Here is a 17,717-nt window from a genome sequence, read left to right as displayed (position 1 = left end):
CAGGCGCTAGAACTCGCGACCTGACGCCTGCTCCCGCCGTGCACCCCCGGCCGAAATCAGACTGCTTTCGGATCCAGCCGTGGAACCAGCACGTGGACGATCGCCAGCGCGAGCAGATAGGCGGTACCAGCCCAGACGAACACGGGCGCGTAGCTGCCGACGGTCTCCAGCACATGGCCGACATAGCGCGCCATGATCATCCCCCCGACCGCGCCCGCAGCGCCGCCGATCCCCATCACCGACGCGACCGAACTCTTGGGAAACGTGTCGGAGACCATGGTGTAGAGGTTGGACGACCAGCCCTGATGCGCCGCCGCGGCGAGGCCGATGATCGCCACCGCTGCGACGAGACTGGAAACGGTGCTCGCGAACATGATCGGGAGAACGCCCAGCGCGCAGACCAGCAGGGCGATTTTTCGCCCCGCATTGACGCTGAAACCGCGCTTAATGAGCGCGGATGACAGCCATCCGCCGCCGATACTGCCGACGTCGGCGAGCAGATACACCGCGATTAATGGCGGTCCGAAGGTCTTGAGGTCGAGTCCGTGGCGTTTGGCGAAGAAGTCGGGGAGCCAGAACAGGAAGAGATACCATACCGGATCGGTCAGGAACTTCGCGCAGACGAACGACCAGGTCGCGCGCCGCCGGAACAGGTCGCGCCACGGAATGCGGGCAGCACCAGCGTCATTGTCCTGATCGCTGGTGATATAGGCGAGTTCCTGTTGGCTCAGGCGTGGATGGTGTTCTGGCGCGCGGTAGAAGGCGAGCCATGCCGCCAGCCAGATGAAACCGAGCAGCCCCGTCCCGATGAACGCCGCCTGCCACCCGTAGGTGAGCGCGATGATGGGAACGATGATCGGCGTCGCGATCGCGCCCACATTGGCGCCTGCGTTGAGGATGCCGGCGGCAAGGGCGCGCTCTTTCTTGGGAAACCATTCGGCGACCGACTTGATCGCGGCGGGAAAATTCGCCGACTCGCCGAGCCCGAGCGCGAACCGCATCGTCGCGAACCCACCAGGACTGCGCACCAGCGCATGCGCGAGGGCCGCCAGACTCCAGACGGTAATCGCAGCGGCATAGCCGAGTTTGGACCCGATGCGGTCGATCACCGGACCGCACAGCAACAGGCCGATCGCATACGCCGCCTGGAACCAGAAGACGATCGTGCCGTAATCGACCTCGGACCAGCCGAGTTCACCCTGCAACGTCGGCTTGAGGATGCCGATGACCTGCCGATCGATATAGTTGATCGTCGTTGCGAAGAAGAGCAGCGCGCAAATGACCCAGCGCACGTTGCCGCCCGCGCGCAGCGGTGGCGCGATGTCCGGGGCCGAACCTACAGCTCCTGTTGATCCGTCCACGCGCGCTCTCCCTGCGGTCATTTTTATGGGGTATCAAAAATTCGGCGTTGGTGTGGTTCGGTTCGGTCAGGCGGCACTCCGGTCGCGCGCGCGTTCCGTGGCATAGGCGATGCCGCGTTCCAGCCCGCGCAGCTCCGCCAGCCCGCGCATACGGCCGAGCAGGGAGTAGCCCGGCAACGTCTGCTTGGACAGATCATCGAGCATCTGGTGGCCGTGGTCCGGCCGCATCGGGATCGACCGTCCTTCGCGTGTTTGCAGCGCATGGACCGCCGCGACGAGATCAATCATGCCCGCGCTCCCGGCGAGATGCGCCGCTTCGTGGAATGCATCATCGGGCTCGCGCTGGACCGAGCGCAAATGCAGGAAGCCGATCCGGTCCCCCAGGCGAGCGATCATCCCGGGAAGATCGTTGTCGGCGCGCACGCCGAGCGACCCCGCGCAGAAGCACAGTCCGTTGGAACGATTGGGGACGCGCTCGAACAGGCGGACGAGGTCGGCTTCGGTGCTGACGACGCGGGGGAGGCCGAACAGGGCGAAGGGGGGATCGTCGGGATGGACGACCAGCCGGATCCCGAGCTCGTCCGCGAGCGGGCAGACTGCTTCCAGAAAGGCGACATGATTGGCGCGCAGCGCGTCCGCGTCCACCCCGTCATATTGGCCGAGCGCTTCGAGGAATCGCTCGGTGGTGAAGGTTTCCTCGCTACCGGGCAGACCCGCAATGATCGTGCGGTCCAGCAGACGACGTTCGGCGTCGGACATTCCCTCGAACCGACGTGCGGCGCGGTCGCGTACTGCCGGGGTATAGTCGTTTTCGGCACCGGGCCGGCGCAGGATGTGCAGGTCGAACACCGCGGCCGCCTCTAGCTCGAACCGCAACGCGAGCGCACCGTCGGGCATCGCCCAGGCCAGGTCGGTCCGGGTCCAGTCGAGCAACGGCATGAAATTATAGGTGACGACGTGGATGCCGCACTCTGCGAGGTTGACCAGGCTTTGACGGTATCGGTCGATCAGCCCGTCCCAATCCTGCCCACGGGTCTTCAGCGCGTCATGGACGGGAAGGCTTTCGACGACCGACCAGACCATGCCAGCGGCCTCGATCATCTGCTTGCGCGCCATGATGACGTCGCGCGGCCAGACATCGCCGTTGGGAATTTCGTGCAGCGCGGTCACGATTCCGGTCGCACCCGCCTGTCGAATGTCGCGCAGGGTTACGGGATCGGACGGTCCGAACCAGCGCATCGTTTCAGTCATCAACACCGTCAATAGTCTCCCTCCGCAATGGCTTGGGACGACGCGTCCATAGCGGATCCGCGGTTTGTTAGCAGCAGACAATTTGATAGGCCAGAAGCAATGAATTGGTAAGGCCATCTAGATCGATGGGCCGCCAAGGGTATTCCCGCGTAATCCGCGCGGTTCGGGAAACGGTATTGAGAAGAACGGGTTGCGGCCGCCGAGGCGATCCGCAACCCATGGTTACCGGTCAGAACTGGAAGTTGACCGCCAGGGCGTAGGTGCGCCCGAACGTCGACGTGTACAGCGGGTCCTGCCGCGTGCTGTCGGTGTACAGATTGTTCTGTTCGTTGGTGATGTTCGACACCTCGGCGATCAGCTTGATATGGTCGTTGAGGTTGTACGACGCCGAAGCGTCGACGAAGATCGTCTTCGGGGAGCCGACCGCGTCGCTGTCCTGCGGGCCCGGGATGCTGGTGAGATAGCCCGAGCGGTAGTTGATGGTCGAGCGGATGCTGAACTTCTTGTCCTCGTAATACACCGTGCCGCTCGCGGTTTCGGGCGACAGGCCGACCAGCGGCGCGGTGCGCGTCAAGGTCGCGACGCCGTTGACGCTCTGCAGGATGTAATTGATGTTCGACCGCACTCGCGTGAAGTTGGCGAGCACCCCGAGGTTGCGCAGCGGCCCCGGCAGGAAGCGCAGCGGCAGCTGGACGTTCGCTTCGAACCCGCGGAGCGGCCCGCCCGGCGTATTGGTGCTGCGCGAGACGTTGAACAGTTCGTCCGGCGTCGCATTGCTGTTGACCAGCAACGAATCCGGCAACCCCAGGTCGCGGAACGGCAGCAATTGCGTGGTGTTCTGGATGTAGGTTTCGATGTTCTTGTGAAAATACGCGACCGAGATCAGCGATCCCGGCGCGAAATACCATTCGAGCGCGGCGTCGAACGTGTTGGCGCGGATCGGGTCGAGGAACGGGTTGCTGAACGATCCGGTGCGGATCGCGACGTTGACGCTGCCGGCCGGGATCAACTGACCGTAGGACGGACGCGACATCACGCGCGCGGCCGAGAGACGCCCGATCAGGTTGGAGGTGATGTCGAACGCGACGTTCGCCGAGGGCAGCCAGTCGTCATAATCGCGGTCGACGCGCGAGATCACGCCGATCGTGGGATAGACCGACCCTGCCGGTGCCGCGGTCGGAATGACGCCTTCGGTATGTAGGTTGGTGGAGATGTAGCGGACGCCGACGTCGCCGCGGATCCCGATCGGCAGCCGGTCCTCGGTGTTGAACTTCACCATCAGATATCCCGAGGCGTAGCGTTCGTTGACCTTGCCATACAGGCTGCCGCATTCGATTCCACACAGCGGGAAGCTGCCAAAATTGACCGCTGCCTTGAATTTGTCGGGGTCGATCACCGCGAAATCCTGCATCTTGCCGCCGAGGTTGTTGGCGATCCCGGTGGTGGTGAAGGTCAAGTCGCGCAGCGCGACGTTGGCGGGCAGTGCGCGCGGCAGGCTGAACGCCGGCGTCTGGTTGAGCTGGCGCTGGGTATAGTCCCCGGTGCGATATTGCCCGCCCGTCTGCAGCGTGAAACCGGGGGTCGCTTCCCACTCGGTGTTGAGCTCGAAGGTCTTGCTGACGATGGTGTTGCGGCGATCGAAATAGGAGATCTGCCCGCGCTGGTTGCCGTCGGCAAGCGGCGGGCCATAAGCGTAGATCGACGGGTCGGTCAGATCGACGCCGTAGCCGAGCTTGGGAATATTGGGGCTGTCGCGGAAATCGATCGAGAAATTGTCGGTGTCGTTCGCATCCATCGCGACCTGAAGGCGGTTGGATTGCAGGACCGAATCCGAAATGCCCGCAAGGCCATAGACGCGGAACGTATCAGTGAAGCGATGGTCCACGTTGAAATTGGCCTGTCGGAAGGTCGAGGTGAACTTCTCGTTCTGCATTTCCGAGCGCAGATCGACGCCGTCCCACACGCCGTGCACCAGCGAGCCGAGATCATCGACCTCGATCTCGCGGACCGACATCATCGGTTGCCCGTTGTTCGAGGCGGTGCGGCCCATCGAGCGCGCGTCGAGATAGGTGTCGAGGCGGTCGACCTTGAACCGCGCATACAAGCCGTCGAGCGAGATGTCCGTGCGGTCGTCCGGCTTCCATTGCAGCGTCAGCGAGCCGGCGATGCGTTCCTGCACCTGGCTCGATTTCGCCGGGCGCGGGAGGCGCGGCAGGAACACGCCGCCGCCGGGGCGACCCGACACGCCCTTGCGGCTCATGATGTAATCATAGGCTTGCTTGGTGCTGGTCCGTGGGTTGCCGGTGCTGCAATTGGCCGCGTTCGCGCCGACGTTGTTGCCGCTGTTCGCGTAATTCGGCCCCGGGCTGTTCACCGCCGCGCCATTGTAGGTGTAGCCAACGGGTGTGCAGTAGGGGAACAACACGCTGCTGGTGGTGGTCGCGCCCGGTGCGGTCGGCACGGTCTGCGCGAGGCCCGCGACGTAGGAGGGCAGGACGTCCGCCGCGGAATAGGCGTATTCGTCGATGTGCCGCTTGGAATAGGCAACGCTGCCGAGCACGCCGAACGTACCCCCGAAGAACTTCTTCGAGACCAACGCCGACAGGCGCGGATCCGCCGTCTTGCTGATGTCGTTGTAGATCCCGCGCGCGGTGGCGGAGAGGACAAAATCCTTCTTCTGGTCGAACGGCTTGGGCGCGCGCAGGTCGACGGTCGCGCCGAGCGAGCCTTCCTCGACATCCGCCGAGGTCGTCTTGCGCACCGACAGCGCAGAGAAGATCTCGGTCGGGAAGGTGACGAAATCAAACGATCGCCCGGTGCTCACGCCGCCGCGGATGTCGCTGCCGCTGACCTGCGACACGCCTTCCATGCCGTTGATGCGGACGCGGGTGAATTGTGCGCCGAGCCCGCGCACCGAGATGTTGCGACCCTCGCCGCCATCGCCGCGTGACAGGGCGACGCCGGGGATGCGCTGCATCGACTCGGCGAGATTGGAATCGGGGAACTTGCCGATGTCCTCGGCGACGATGCTGTCGACCGCGGCGGTTTCGCGACGCTTGAGGTTGAGCGCGTTATTGAGCGAGGCGCGGAAGCCGGTGACGACAATATCGTCGTTCGCGGGAGAATCGACAGTGGTGCCGGGCGCGGCCTGGGAGGGATCCCTGCGATCCTGGTCGATGGTCTGGTCACTGGGCGGGGCGGGGACGGGGTTGACGGCTTGCTGCCCGAAGGCGGGCGTCGCCATCAGCAGGCCGATGACGCTCGTCGTGATAAGCAGACGCGGCTTATCGAAGCTTGTGCAGCGCATATCCCTCTCCCTTTTTGCTCGGGCCTACGGGGTATCCGTTGCCCAAGCCCTGACCTGCCACCTGGTTTGATCGGTTGGCTGAAAGGGTAGGTATCATTGCCATTCGCGTATGACAATGCCGTTAGATTTGGTCAGGGAAGTCCGGGGGCGGGAGGGCTAGACGGACCGCCTGGCCAGCGCACGGCGGCGCTGGTTGGTTTCCGCGCGCGCGCGCTCGACCGCTTCGGTTTCCGTGACGTCGAGCAGATGGTCGATCAGCCGGGCGAGATGGTCGCGCATCGCGGTGCGCGCGTCGACCGGCGAACGCGCTTCGAGCGCGGCAAGGATACGGCCGTGCTCGGCCATGCGACTCTCCGTGCCGAGACTGCCCGCCTTGACCAGCACTTCGCGCGCAAGCGGCGAGCGGAAGCGCATGTCCCAGAAGTCGGTGACCGCCGAAATGATCACCGCATTGCCCGTCGCTTCGGCGATTGCGATGTGGAAACGCCGGTCGGCGGCTTCGGCGGCGGTATTGTCGTCCTGCGCCATTTGCGCCAACAACGTGCGCAGTTCGGCGAGCTGCGCTTCGTTGATTTCGGTTGCGGCAACGGCGGCGACTTCGCCTTCCAGCAAGCGCCGCGCCTCGGTGATCTCGAACGCGCCGATGTCGAGTTCCTTGTCCTCGTCGATCGTCGAGGCGGCGAGCACGAAGACGCCGGATCCCTTGCGCGCCTCGACCAGGCCTTTCATTTCGAGCGCGATCATTGCTTCTCGGATCGTCGGACGGCTGACCTGGAAGCGGTCCGTCAGGTCGCGTTCGGCGGGCAGCCGCGATCCGACCGGGAACGTGCCATCGGCAATATCCGCGAGGATCGCCTGTACGATCTTGCGGTACAGCTTGCCGCCGCCTTCAGCCATGTTCATCGACTACCTCCCATTTTCGCCGGCGAAGCGAAGGATCATCCGCGCGAAAACGCCCCTTGTCCTTCGCGCCACGCGGCCGATCGTCAAGGCCTGTCCACCTCGAATCGCACACTTTGCGTAGAAATGTCTTACAATCCTATTGCGTGTGGTCCGACCACAACTTACTGAAGTTCGGACGAGAGGCCGCAAAGGCTCGACCAGACCAGACGGCGCGGCAGGACCGAACCTTTCGAGGTGGGATGTCCCGATGCGTACGGTCGGCGATAGAACAGGGGAGGCGCTATGACTCGACCGCTCACATTCCTGGCCATTGCGGCACTGCCGATGATGACGCTCGCATCCGTCCAGGCGGTATCGCAAGCCACACCCGCGCCGACGGCGTCGCAAGCCAGCGCCCCGTGGCAGAACGTCACGCCGCGCGCAGGGCTGGCGGGTTGGCATGTCACTGGCGGCAAAGCCGATTATAGCGTCGACAATGGGGAACTCGTCGGGCGGGCGATGCCTGGGGCAACCAACAGCTGGCTGGTGTCCGATACGAAGTACGGCGATTTCATCATCGAGTTCGACGCCAAGACCGACCCCAAACTCAATTCCGGCGTGATGATTCGCGGGCAGAGCCGCCCCGATTACCGCAAGGGAGTCGTGTTCGGCTATCAGGCGGAGATCGATCCCTCGCCGCGTCGCTGGAGCGGCGGGCTTTACGACGAGCAGCGACGGCAATGGCTGTACACGCTCGGCCGTAACGAGCCGGCGCGCGCGACCTTCGTGTCGGGCGGCTGGAATCATTACCGCGTCGAGGCGATCGGCAACCGGTTGCGGACGTGGATCAATGGCGTGCCCGCGGCGGACGTGGTCGACGATGTGGACGCCCGCGGGTTCATCGCGTTTCAGGTCCACGCGATTCCCGACGCGGATGCGGCACAGCACCCGGAAGTGCGCTTCAAGAGCGTGCGAATGATCACTGATAATCCAGCACGTTACGCGATGCCCGCGACGACCATTCCACAACAGGGGTGGCAATCGAACCAACTGTCCGAGGGCGAACGCCGTGCCGGGTGGAAGCTGTTGTGGGACGGCCGGACGACGGCGGGCTGGCGCAGTTTTGCGGCGCCCGCTTTTCCCAAGGGGTGGTCGGTCGCCAACGGCTTGCTGAGCGTCGAGGGGTCGGGCGGCGGCGATATCATCACCACGCGCAGCTATCGCAATTTCGAGCTTTCGGTCGATTTCCGGCTGACTCAGGGCGCGAACAGCGGGATAAAATATCTGATCGATCCTGCTTTGGCGAAGGGCGGTCCGGCGATTGGGCTGGAATATCAATTGCTTGATGACGCGAACCACCCGGATGCCAAGATGGGGCGCGACGGCAACCGCACGGTTGGATCGCTGTACGACATGATTGCGGCGCGGAACCTGTCTGACCCGGCGAGCGCAGGGAAGCGGGTCAATCCGCCGGGGGAATGGAACCGGGCGGTGCTGGTGGTGCGGGGCACGCATGTCGAGCATTGGCTCAACGGCTTCAAGATGGTCGAGTATGACCGTGGGTCGCCCGCGTTCCGCGCGCTGGTCGCGCAGAGCAAATATGCCAAATATCCGCATTTCGGGGAGGCCGACCAGGGCCCTATCCTGTTGCAGGATCATGGAAATCATGTCGACTTCCGGTCGATCAAGCTGCGCGAACTCTGATGGGGGATAAGACCATGCTGGACCGCCGTACGATGTTGACGGGGGCAGGCGCCGCGCTGGGCGTCGCGATGAGTGCGCGGAGCTATGCGCAGATCAAGGGGGCGAACGACCGCCTGCGGGTCGCTGTCGTCGGCGTAAACAGCCGCGGAATGGCGCATATGAGCGCCTTTTCAAAGCTGCCCAACGTCGAAATAACGCATTTTGTCGACGTAGATTCGCAGATTCTCGCCAAACGCGCCGCCGAGTTTACCGCCAAGGGCCATCCCGCGCCAAAGACCGTGGGCGACTATCGCCGACTGCTCGACAGCAAGGCCGTCGATATAGTGACGATCGCGACGCCGGACCACTGGCACGCGAAACTTACGATCGATGCGATGAATTCGGGGCACCACGTCTATTGCGAGAAACCGATCGGGATCGCGCCCGCCGAGGGCGAGGCGATGATCGCCGCGCAGAAGCGCACCGGCCGCCAGCTCCAGGTCGGCAACCAGCAACGCTCCAGTCCCGAGACGCAGCAATTGCGCGCGCTGGTGCAGGCGGGGGAGCTTGGCGACGTGTATGAAGCGCAGACCTGGTATGCGAACAACCGCAAGTCGATCGGCACCGGGCAGACGGTCGCGCCACCCGCGCATCTCAACTGGGACCTGTGGCAGGGGCCGCGGCCGCGTGGACCCTATCGCTCCAATCTGGTGCCGTACAATTGGCACTGGTTCTGGAAATACGGGACGGGCGAACTCTGCAACAATGCGATGCACGAGCTCGACGTGGCGCGCTGGCTGATGGGGCTCGCCTATCCGACGCGCGTGGCGGTGCAGGGGGCGAAGCGGTTCCACGCCGGCGACGATTGGGAAATGTACGATTCGCTCGCGCTGGAGCTCGCCTATGGCAAGGATCGCATGATCCGCTGGAACGGGCAGAGCTGCAACGCGATGCTGACCTATGGGCGGGGCCGCGGGGTGCTGCTGCTGGGGACCAAGGGGTCGGCGGTGGTCGATCGCAACGGGTTCGAGCTGTACGACCTGGCGGGCAAGTCGATCCGACAGGTGATGGCGAAGGCAACGTCCGAAACCACCGGGACGGTCGGCGAGGGCGTGCTCGACGTCTATCATGCGGGCAATCTGGTCGATGTGATCCGCGGCCGCGCGAGCGCGCTCGCCTCGCCGATCGCCGAGGGGCATATCAGCACCACGCTCTGCCACCTCGGCAACATCGCCTATCGCACCGACAGCGCGCTGACGATCGACCCCTCGACCGGCAAGCCCAACGGGGCCGAGGCGATGAAACTGTGGTCGGTCGCCTATGAACCCGGCTGGGAGGTCAAGGGCTGACCCCCGTGTCGATCTCCGCGGACGTCGAACGCTTCATGGCGATGGGGACGCGCATCGAACTCCACCGCTTCGGCGCGGCAGGGGCGGACGATGCGCTCGTCGCCGCACGGCACGCGATCGAGGCGGTGGACGATGCGCTGACGATCCACCGTCCCTCGGCGACCACCGCGCTCAACGAGCGGTTGCTGGCGGGCGAGACTGCGCCGGTCGACGATCCGGTGCTGTTCGATGCGCTCGTCGCGATCGATGCGGTGCATGAAGCGACGCTTGGGCTGTTCGATCCCGCCGCGGATCGCCGGTTTGCGGTGGCTGGATGGCGGGGGATCACCTTCGATCGCGCGGCGGCACGGCTGTATGCCACGACCCCCGTGGCGTTCGACTTCGGCGGGTTCGGCAAGGGTTTCGCGCTCGACCGGGCCGGTGAAGTCCTGCGCGCGGCTGGGATCGTGTCGGCGTGTCTGTCGGCGGGGGAAAGTTCGATCGCGGTAATCGGGGAGCATCCGCTTGGCGGGGGATGGCCGTTCGCGGTGCCGAGTCCGTCCGATCCCGATGATAGCCTCGTCCAGGTCGAGCTGATCGACCAGTCACTGTCGATCTCCGCGACGGTCGGGGCGGGGACGGCGGCGCCCGAGCGTGCCGCGATGCTGCGGCCCGATGATCGGGCGGTGATCACCGCACCGCGCTGCGCGGTTGCGGTCGCGCGGACCGGGGCGCTGGCCGAAGCGATGAGCACCGCGTTGCTCGTGGCCGATCCCGGGCGCGCGGATCGCCTGATCGACCAGGACCGGGCAAACCGCTTCCTGTTCGACCTACCTTGCGCGACCGCCCGCGCTTCCTCTGCGAGAATGGCTCTGCAATGACCGACATGGACTTCGACCTTTCCCGCCGTTCGTTCCTTGATCGCGTGCTGATGGCGGCGGCGGGCGCGGGGATGACCGCTGCGGCTCCCTGGGCCGCGATCGCGGCCGGCACCGCGGCGGCGACATCGGATCGCATCCGGATCGGCGTGATCGGAACGGGCGACCGCGGGCGCACGCTCATCCAGAACATCAACAAGACGCGCAACTGCATGGTCGCCGCGATTTGCGACAATTACGAACCGCATCTGACCAAGGCGCGCCCCTATGTCGGTGCAAACACGCCGGTGTACGCGGATCACCGCGCGATGCTGGAGAAGGGCGGGCTCGACGCGCTGGTGATCGCGACCCCGCTCAACCTGCACGCCAAGCATGTGCTCGACGGGTTCGACGCCGGGCTGCACGTATGGTGCGAAAAGGCGATGGCGCGGACGATCCCGGATTGCGGCGCGATGGTGAAGCGTTCGCAGGACAGCCGCAAGATCCTCCAGATCGGGCATCAGCGGATGTTCCACCCGAACCTATCTCAACGCGTTGCGCCGCGCCAAGGCAGGCGAGATCGGATCGCTGACGCAGATCCGCGCGAGCTGGCACCGCAACAACAGCTGGCGGCGCCCGGTCCCGGCCGGGGTGAGCGACCGCCAGATCAACTGGCGGCTGTACCGCGACAGTTCGGCGGGGTTGATGACCGAACTCGCGACGCATCAATTGCAGGTCGGCAACTGGTTCTTCGATGCGGTGCCGACGCGCGTGATGGGATCGGGGAGCATCTGCTTCTGGAAGGACGGGCGCGAGATCTATGACCATGTCGCGCTGATCTACGAATATGCCGGCGGGCGGAAACTGATCTACACTTCGCTGCTCAACAATGCGCGCTATGGCTGCGAGGAGCAGATCCAGGGGAGCAAGGGGACGATCGAACCCGAACTCGGCCGAATCTTTCAGGAAGTGCCGCCAAAGGTGCTGGCGTTGCAGCGGATGCAGAAGGACGTGGCGCGCGGTAAAAAGCGCGCCGTGCCGATCGGGGGCGCGACCTGGTTCCCCGAGCTGCCGGTGACGACGCCGGGCGAGTCGCTCGGCTGGGGCGAATATGACGAGACGATGCTCCAGTTCGAAGGGTTTGGCGAAGCGGTCCGCGCGAACAAGCCGCTCCCCGGGCTGCTGGCGCAGGCCTATGCCGCGAGCGTCGCGTCGCTGCTCGGCGAGCAGGCCATGGACCGGGGCGAGGCGCTGACCTGGCCGACCTCGCTTGTTACCATCTGAAGGGAATAGGACCGTGACCGATACCGATCGACGCGCGCTGCTCGGGCTGGGGCTCACCGCGGGCCTTGCCGCCGGGTTCGCGGGCGACGCCTTCGCGCAATCCGCGACGCGCGGGGATGCAGCGACCGAGGCGGCCCCCGCGCGTCCCGCGCCCGAGGCGAAATACCGCGTCCCGTTCGCGGTGATCGGGCTCGACCATAACCACATCTACGGCATTACCGACGCGGTGATCCGGGGTGGCGGCGTGCTGACCGCCTTCCTGTCGACCGACCCCAAGCAGATCGCGGCGTTCCGCAAGCGCTATGGCGACATCAAGCTCGCGCGCTCCGAACAGGAAATCCTCGACGACCGTGCGATCAAGCTGGTGTGCAGTGCCGCCGTCCCCAGCCTGCGCGCGCCGCTCGGGGTGCGGGTGATGCGCGCCGGGAAGGACTATCTGAGCGACAAGGCGGCGGTGACGACGCTCGAGCAACTCGCCGAGGTGCGCCGTACGATCAAGGAGACCGGGCGCAAGTTCGGAATCATGTATTCCGAACGGCTCGAGGTCCCCGCTGCGGTGATGGCGGGGCAGATGGTCCATGACGGCGCGATCGGCAAGGTGATCCAGACGGTCAACCTCGCGCCGCACCGCCTGTCCAAGCCGAGCCGTCCCGACTGGTTCTGGGACCCGGCGCGCAACGGCGGGATCCTGACCGACGTCGGCAGCCATCAGGCCGACCAGTTCGTCTATCTGACGGGGAGCAAGCGCGCGCATGTGGTCGCGTCGCAGACCGGCAATTTCAACAATCCCGACCATCCGCAATTCCAGGATTTCGGCGACATGATGCTGAACGGCGATGGCGGCGCGGGATATGTGCGGGTCGACTGGTTCACCCCCGACGGGTTGCCGACCTGGGGGGACGGGCGGCTCTTCATCCTCGGGACCGAGGGCTATATCGAGCTGCGCAAATACGTCGATATCGCCGGGCGACCGGGGGGCAACCATTTGTTCATCGCGGACCGCAAGGGCGCGCGTTATCTCGATTGCTCGAAGGTGCCGTTGCCGTTCGGTCCGCAATTCGTGACCGATCTGGTCGAACGCACGTCGGTGGCGCAGGATCAGGACGGTGCGTTGCTGGCGGCGGAACTGGTGCTGACCGCGACCGCCCGCGCGACCCCGGCACGCGCGTAAATGCTCCGGAACGCGGAGTCGTTCACCTCCCGTTCAACAGCGTAACAACCGCTGATTTCCGCGGATCTTTTGCTGTCTTCGATCGTATAAGGAGAACGTTTCGGCCAAATGCGATTGCCAATTTTCGTTGGTCCGCCTTGGCTCGTGAAACCAAAAACATTGCTAAAAGGTGAGTGTATGCGTCCGAATTTTGCGAAAGCTGCTACTGTTGCGATCATCATGGTCGGCTCGATCGGGATCAGCGGTTGCGCGACCAAGGGTTACGTCCAGCGCGAAATCGCCACCGTGAACCAGCGCATCGACGGGATCGATGGTCGCGTCCGCACGGTCGAGGGTACGTCCGGCCAGGCGCTCACGCAGGCGCAGGCTGCCGCCGGCCAGGCACAGCAGAACGCGCAGCGGATCGACCAGATCAACGGTCGCGTCGATGGTCTCGACCAGCAGATGCAGCAGCAGGCACAGCGCCAGCAGCGTCGTCCGCGCGGCTGATCACGCTGTCGCAACGCGCTTGCATTGACGGTCAGGACGGGTGAACACCGGTTCCGTGTTTACGCGCCTGTTCCGCTTCGGTCGCCTTAGGGGCGTGATTGCGTCCACCCTGGTGGCGCTGGCAGTTTTGCCGGCGCCACTTGCGGCGCAGAGTTCCCCCAAGCCAGCGGCGAAGGTTTCCAAGGCCGCGAAGTCCGTCGCCGATCCGGCGCGGAAGACCGCCAAGAAGACCAGCGGCAAGGTCAAGACCAAGACGCCCCCCAAGGTCGTCGTTCCGCTGGTCGAGCCGGTCCGGTCGGAAGCGGCGCAACGCATGGTCGCGTGGGTCGCCACCGCGCACGACAATGGCGCGCTTCCCTATATCATCATCGACAAGCAGGCCGCGTCGCTCTCGATGTTCTCGGCCAAGGGCGAGTTCCTGGGGGAAACGCCCGTGCTGCTGGGGATCGGGATCGGGGATGATTCCTCGCCCGGAGTCGGCGCGAAGGAGCTGTCGGACATCGGTCCTGCCGAGCGGACGACGCCGGCTGGACGGTTCGTCGCCAAGTTCGGTCTGGCGTTCGGGCGACAGCGGGTGCTGTGGGTCGATTATGCCAATTCGGTCGCGCTGCACGCGGTGATCACTACGCACAAGAAGGAACGCCGCGTCGAGCGGCTGTTGTCGCCGTCGCCTGAGGACAATCGGATCAGTTTCGGCTGCATCAACGTCGGCACGAGTTTCTACGCCAAGCAATTGCGGCCGCTGTTTTTGAAGAAGGGCGGTGTCGTGTACATCCTGCCCGATACCAAGCCGCTCGAGGAGGTTTTCCCGAGCGTGCGGTTGTTGCCCTATCTCACGGCGGCTACCGCCGACTAGCGTCCCTTGCGCCGCTGCGCCCGGGTTTGAAGGAAACGGTCATGATTCTGGCATTGATCGCACTGATCGCCGCCGCTCCCGAAGCGCCCGTGGTGGTCAGCTCGCTGGAAACCGAACAGCTTGCGGAATCGTGTCGCGGCAAGGATTCGGACGCGAGCCAGAGCTTCTGCACCGGTTATATTCTCGGCGCGTTCGACACGCTGTCGATGGCGCGCCAGATCTGTCCGTCCCCGACCAATGCCTCGACGTTGGAAGCGATCGCCGCGACGCGCAAGTATTTGCGAACGAACCGCAAGGCGTGGGACGCCGCACCCGCGTTCCTCGTCCGCGATGCGTTGAAGGGGGCTTTCCCGTGCAAGAGCGCGACGAAGGCGAAGCCCAAGGCCAAGGCGAGCGCATCGAAATCAAAGGCAAAGCCGACGCGCAAAACCACGAGCCGACAGCGCGACTGATCCTTTCTTCCGGTCCGGGCTGACCCGGCCGGTCGAATGCGAAGCTGCAGCGTCCTGTGCGGCGTTGGCGCAAGGCTGCCGCATCCATCTTCCAGAGTCTTGAAACGACGGATCGTCGTGCCGTAACCTTATGTCACCGCTCTGTAATTTTCGATGCAAATTGCGCTAATTTGTCGGACAAGATTGACATTTTGCACGAATGAAAACAAGTTTTCGCCTGGTGAGGATAACGGTGAAAGCGCGAACCAATGCCTTGGAGCAGAAGGACAGTCCTGAAGGGCGGTGCCGCAGCGGTCGTTGCTTCGGGAGCGCTGACGCCCGCGTCCGCGTCCGGGGCCGGGGCCGGCGGCGGCGCGATGCCCGATGGCGCACACGCCTTGTGGTTCGCCGCCCCCTCCGACACGTGGATCGAGTCGCTTCCGGTCGGTAACGGCCGCATCGGTGCGATGGTACGCGGTGGGGCGCAGCACGACGTTATCGCGCTCAACGAAGATACGCTGTGGTCGGGCGCGCCCCCGTCGCGCGGCAATCCGACGGCGCTGGCGTCGCTCCCCGCGATGCGCGCCGCAGTCTTCGCGCAGGATTATCACGCTGCGGACAGGATCGCGCATGCGATGCAGGGACCGTATAGCGAGAGCTACCTGCCGCTCGCGGACGTGCTGCTCGACATGGCGCATGGCGCTGCGGTGTCGGACTATCGCCGGACGCTCGATCTCGACACGGCGGTGGCGGGTGTTTCCTATGCGATCGAGGGTACGCGCTACACCCGCGAGGTGTTCGCATCACATCCGGACCAGGTGATCGTCATCCGCCTTTCCGCCGATCGCGCGCGGACGATCAGCTGTTCGGTCGGAGTGCGGACGCCGTTGCAGGGCAAGGCCACCGCAGCGGGACGGCGGATCGTGCTGGCGGGCAAGGCACCGGCGGTCTGCCAACCCAATTACCGCGATGTCCCCAACCCCGTCGTCTATGACGACGCACCGGGCAAGGCGATGGCGTTCGCCGCGGTCATCGACGTCGAGGTCGTCGACGGCGCGATGATCGCGCGCGGCGACCGGATCGAGATTACGAACGCGAGCGCCGTGGTCCTGCGGATCGCGATGGGGACGGGTTTTCGCGGGCATGATCGCGCGCCGGATCGTCCGGTCGCCGAGGTGATCGGCAATGCGACGCGACAGCTCGACGCGGCAGGCGCGCGACCGTTCGCCACGCTGCGCGCCGCGCACGTCGCGGATCACCAGCACCTCTACCGCCGCGCGTCGCTTTCGATCGGCAGCGCGCGGAACCGCGTGCCGACCGATCGCCGCCGCGTCGACAACGCCACCGCGCCCGAACCCGCGATGGCGGCCTTGCTGTTCAATTTCGGGCGCTACCTGCTGATCGCCAGCTCGCGCCCCGGAACGCAGCCGGCGAATTTGCAGGGGATCTGGAACGCTACGGTGCGCGCGCCGTGGAGCAGCAACTTCACCAGCAACATCAACGTCCAGATGAACTATTGGCACGCCGAAACCGCGAACCTCGCGGATTGCCACCAGCCGCTGTTCGATTTCATCGCGCGCGTCGCCAAGACCGGGGCCGTCACCGCGCGCGACTATTACGGCATGCCCGGCTGGTGCCTTCACCACAACACCGACATCTGGGCGATGGCCAACCCGGTCGGGCTGGGCGAGGGCGATCCGCAATGGGCCAACTGGCCGATGGCGGGGCCGTGGCTCGCGCAACATCTGTGGCATCATTATGTGTTCGGGGGCGACACGGCGTTTCTACGCGATCACGCCTATCCGCTGATGCGCGGTGCCGCGGAATTCTGTGCGGCGTGGCTGGTGCGCAACCCGCGCACCGGTCGACTGACGACGGCACCGTCGATGTCGCCCGAAAACCAGTTCCTCGCGGCGGACGGCAAGCCCGCGGGGATCAGCGCCGGGTGCACGATGGACCTGGCGCTGACGCGCGAACTGTTCGCCAATTGCGCTGCGGCGGCGGCGGTGCTGGGCACGGATCAGGCTTTCACGCGTCGGCTGACCGGGCTCGTCGCCGAGCTCGAGCCGTATCGTGTCGGGCGCTATGGCCAGTTGCAGGAATGGTCGGAGGATTTCGCCGAGCAGGATCCGGGCCACCGCCACATCTCGCATCTCTATCCGCTGTATCCCGGTGCCGAATTCACGCCGCGCCGCACGCCCGATTGGGCGAAGGCGGTGCGCGCATCGATGCAACGGCGCGAGGATCACGGCGGGGCGGCGACCGGATGGAGCCGCGCCTGGGCGACGTGCATCTGGGCGCGGCTCGGGGACGGTGCCCACGCTGGCTATTCGGTCGACCAGTTCCTCGCGAAGAGCACGGTCGGCAACCTGTTCGACACGCATCCGGGCAAGCCGCTGCCGGTGTTCCAGATCGACGGCAATTTCGGGATCGCGGCCGCGATCGCCGACATGCTGGTGCAAAGTCATGACGGCGCGGTGGCCCTTTGCCCGGCGCTGCCCGCGGCGTGGCGAGACGGCGAGATCAAGGGTCTGCGCGCGCAGGGCGGGGCGACCGTCGGGATCCGCTGGAGCGGCGGGCGCGTGGTGTCGGCTCGGATCGCGTCCACGATTGCCGGACCGCAGGCGGTGCGCGCGCCGCCGGGGCAGCGCGTGGTCGGGGTCAGGGCCGCCGGACGCGCGCTCGCCTTTGAGCAGGAAGCGGATCTCGCGACGTTCCGCGCCGAGCCGGGCCGGACCTACACGCTGCGCTTCGCCAACGTCTGACCCGGCATCCCGTTCGACGATTTCTCCCCAACGAAAACAAAAAACGCAACTT

The 17,717-nt window shown here is 65.3% G+C and carries 13 protein-coding genes and 1 pseudogene; 10 read left to right on the top strand and 4 right to left on the bottom strand.

Features of this window, described 5'->3' with window-relative positions:
- Positions 1-56: 56 nt before the first annotated feature.
- The 4 genes from ABIC16_RS18535 to ABIC16_RS18520 form a co-directional block, all read right to left on the bottom strand.
- Complete coding sequence (locus tag ABIC16_RS18535) at positions 57-1,382, bottom strand: MFS transporter (RefSeq protein ID WP_502958333.1); 1,326 nt, start codon at positions 1,380-1,382, stop codon at positions 57-59.
- Positions 1,383-1,427: 45 nt separating this feature from the next.
- Positions 1,428-2,612 carry a mannonate dehydratase gene (uxuA, locus tag ABIC16_RS18530; protein WP_354292192.1) on the bottom strand — a complete coding sequence of 395 codons (1,185 nt, stop codon included), beginning with the start codon at positions 2,610-2,612 and terminating at the stop codon, positions 1,428-1,430.
- 229 nt (positions 2,613-2,841) lie between these two features.
- Entirely contained in the window at positions 2,842-5,919 is a 3,078-nt protein-coding gene (locus ABIC16_RS18525) for a TonB-dependent receptor (RefSeq protein WP_354292191.1), read from the bottom strand.
- Between the two features lie 156 nt (positions 5,920-6,075).
- Positions 6,076-6,822, bottom strand: coding sequence for a FadR/GntR family transcriptional regulator (locus ABIC16_RS18520; RefSeq protein WP_354292190.1), 747 nt, complete (start codon positions 6,820-6,822; stop codon positions 6,076-6,078).
- A gap of 324 nt (positions 6,823-7,146) precedes the next feature.
- Here ABIC16_RS18520 and ABIC16_RS18515 point away from each other — a divergent pair, with 324 nt between their 5' ends.
- The 10 genes and pseudogenes from ABIC16_RS18515 to ABIC16_RS18470 all read left to right on the top strand — a co-directional run bounded on the left by ABIC16_RS18515 (position 7,147) and on the right by ABIC16_RS18470 (position 17,665).
- Entirely contained in the window at positions 7,147-8,505 is a 1,359-nt protein-coding gene (locus ABIC16_RS18515; protein WP_354292189.1) for a 3-keto-disaccharide hydrolase, read from the top strand.
- Between the two features lie 14 nt (positions 8,506-8,519).
- A complete protein-coding gene (locus ABIC16_RS18510; protein ID WP_354292188.1) occupies positions 8,520-9,833 on the top strand; it encodes a Gfo/Idh/MocA family protein in 1,314 nt (437 codons plus the stop codon).
- A gap of 5 nt (positions 9,834-9,838) precedes the next feature.
- A complete protein-coding gene (locus ABIC16_RS18505; RefSeq protein ID WP_354292187.1) occupies positions 9,839-10,693 on the top strand; it encodes an FAD:protein FMN transferase in 855 nt (284 codons plus the stop codon).
- A pseudogene (locus ABIC16_RS18500) lies at positions 10,690-11,130 on the top strand (Gfo/Idh/MocA family protein); the annotation flags it as partial. The gene ABIC16_RS18505 and the pseudogene ABIC16_RS18500, both read left to right, overlap by 4 nt.
- A gap of 94 nt (positions 11,131-11,224) precedes the next feature.
- Positions 11,225-11,953 (top strand): Gfo/Idh/MocA family protein, encoded by a 729-nt coding sequence (locus tag ABIC16_RS18495; protein ID WP_354292186.1) that lies wholly within the window; start codon positions 11,225-11,227, stop codon positions 11,951-11,953.
- A gap of 13 nt (positions 11,954-11,966) precedes the next feature.
- Positions 11,967-13,124, top strand: coding sequence for a Gfo/Idh/MocA family protein (locus tag ABIC16_RS18490; protein WP_354292185.1), 1,158 nt, complete (start codon positions 11,967-11,969; stop codon positions 13,122-13,124).
- Positions 13,125-13,301: 177 nt separating this feature from the next.
- Positions 13,302-13,613 carry a hypothetical protein gene (locus ABIC16_RS18485; RefSeq protein ID WP_277968803.1) on the top strand — a complete coding sequence of 104 codons (312 nt, stop codon included), beginning with the start codon at positions 13,302-13,304 and terminating at the stop codon, positions 13,611-13,613.
- A gap of 94 nt (positions 13,614-13,707) precedes the next feature.
- On the top strand, positions 13,708-14,469 hold the full coding sequence (locus tag ABIC16_RS18480) for a hypothetical protein (RefSeq protein ID WP_502958332.1): 762 nt from the start codon (positions 13,708-13,710) through the stop codon (positions 14,467-14,469).
- Positions 14,470-14,510: 41 nt separating this feature from the next.
- Positions 14,511-14,921 (top strand): Rap1a/Tai family immunity protein, encoded by a 411-nt coding sequence (locus tag ABIC16_RS18475; RefSeq protein ID WP_354292184.1) that lies wholly within the window; start codon positions 14,511-14,513, stop codon positions 14,919-14,921.
- Between the two features lie 248 nt (positions 14,922-15,169).
- On the top strand, positions 15,170-17,665 hold the full coding sequence (locus ABIC16_RS18470) for a glycoside hydrolase family 95 protein (protein WP_354292183.1): 2,496 nt from the start codon (positions 15,170-15,172) through the stop codon (positions 17,663-17,665).
- Positions 17,666-17,717: the final 52 nt, after the last annotated feature.

The organism is Sphingomonas sp. PvP055, assembly GCF_040546365.1.
GTDB classification, from domain to species: domain Bacteria; phylum Pseudomonadota; class Alphaproteobacteria; order Sphingomonadales; family Sphingomonadaceae; genus Sphingomonas; species Sphingomonas echinoides_A.
The sequence above is the reverse complement of the archived record's forward strand: the minus strand, read 5'-3'. Positions and strand labels throughout refer to the sequence as shown.

What these genes read in the sequence shown, in the direction of transcription:
- ABIC16_RS18535 (WP_502958333.1), bottom strand. Translation starts at nt 1,382, where the DNA reads ATGACCGCAGGGAGAGCGCGCGTGGACGGATCAACAGGAGCTGTAGGT.
- ABIC16_RS18525 (WP_354292191.1), bottom strand. Translation starts at nt 5,919, where the DNA reads ATGCGCTGCACAAGCTTCGATAAGCCGCGTCTGCTTATCACGACGAGC.
- ABIC16_RS18470 (WP_354292183.1), top strand. Translation starts at nt 15,170, where the DNA reads ATGCCTTGGAGCAGAAGGACAGTCCTGAAGGGCGGTGCCGCAGCGGTC.
- ABIC16_RS18515 (WP_354292189.1), top strand. Translation starts at nt 7,147, where the DNA reads ATGATGACGCTCGCATCCGTCCAGGCGGTATCGCAAGCCACACCCGCG.
- ABIC16_RS18510 (WP_354292188.1), top strand. Translation starts at nt 8,520, where the DNA reads ATGCTGGACCGCCGTACGATGTTGACGGGGGCAGGCGCCGCGCTGGGC.
- ABIC16_RS18475 (WP_354292184.1), top strand. Translation starts at nt 14,511, where the DNA reads ATGATTCTGGCATTGATCGCACTGATCGCCGCCGCTCCCGAAGCGCCC.
- uxuA (WP_354292192.1), bottom strand. Translation starts at nt 2,612, where the DNA reads ATGACTGAAACGATGCGCTGGTTCGGACCGTCCGATCCCGTAACCCTG.
- ABIC16_RS18520 (WP_354292190.1), bottom strand. Translation starts at nt 6,822, where the DNA reads ATGAACATGGCTGAAGGCGGCGGCAAGCTGTACCGCAAGATCGTACAG.
- ABIC16_RS18485 (WP_277968803.1), top strand. Translation starts at nt 13,302, where the DNA reads ATGCGTCCGAATTTTGCGAAAGCTGCTACTGTTGCGATCATCATGGTC.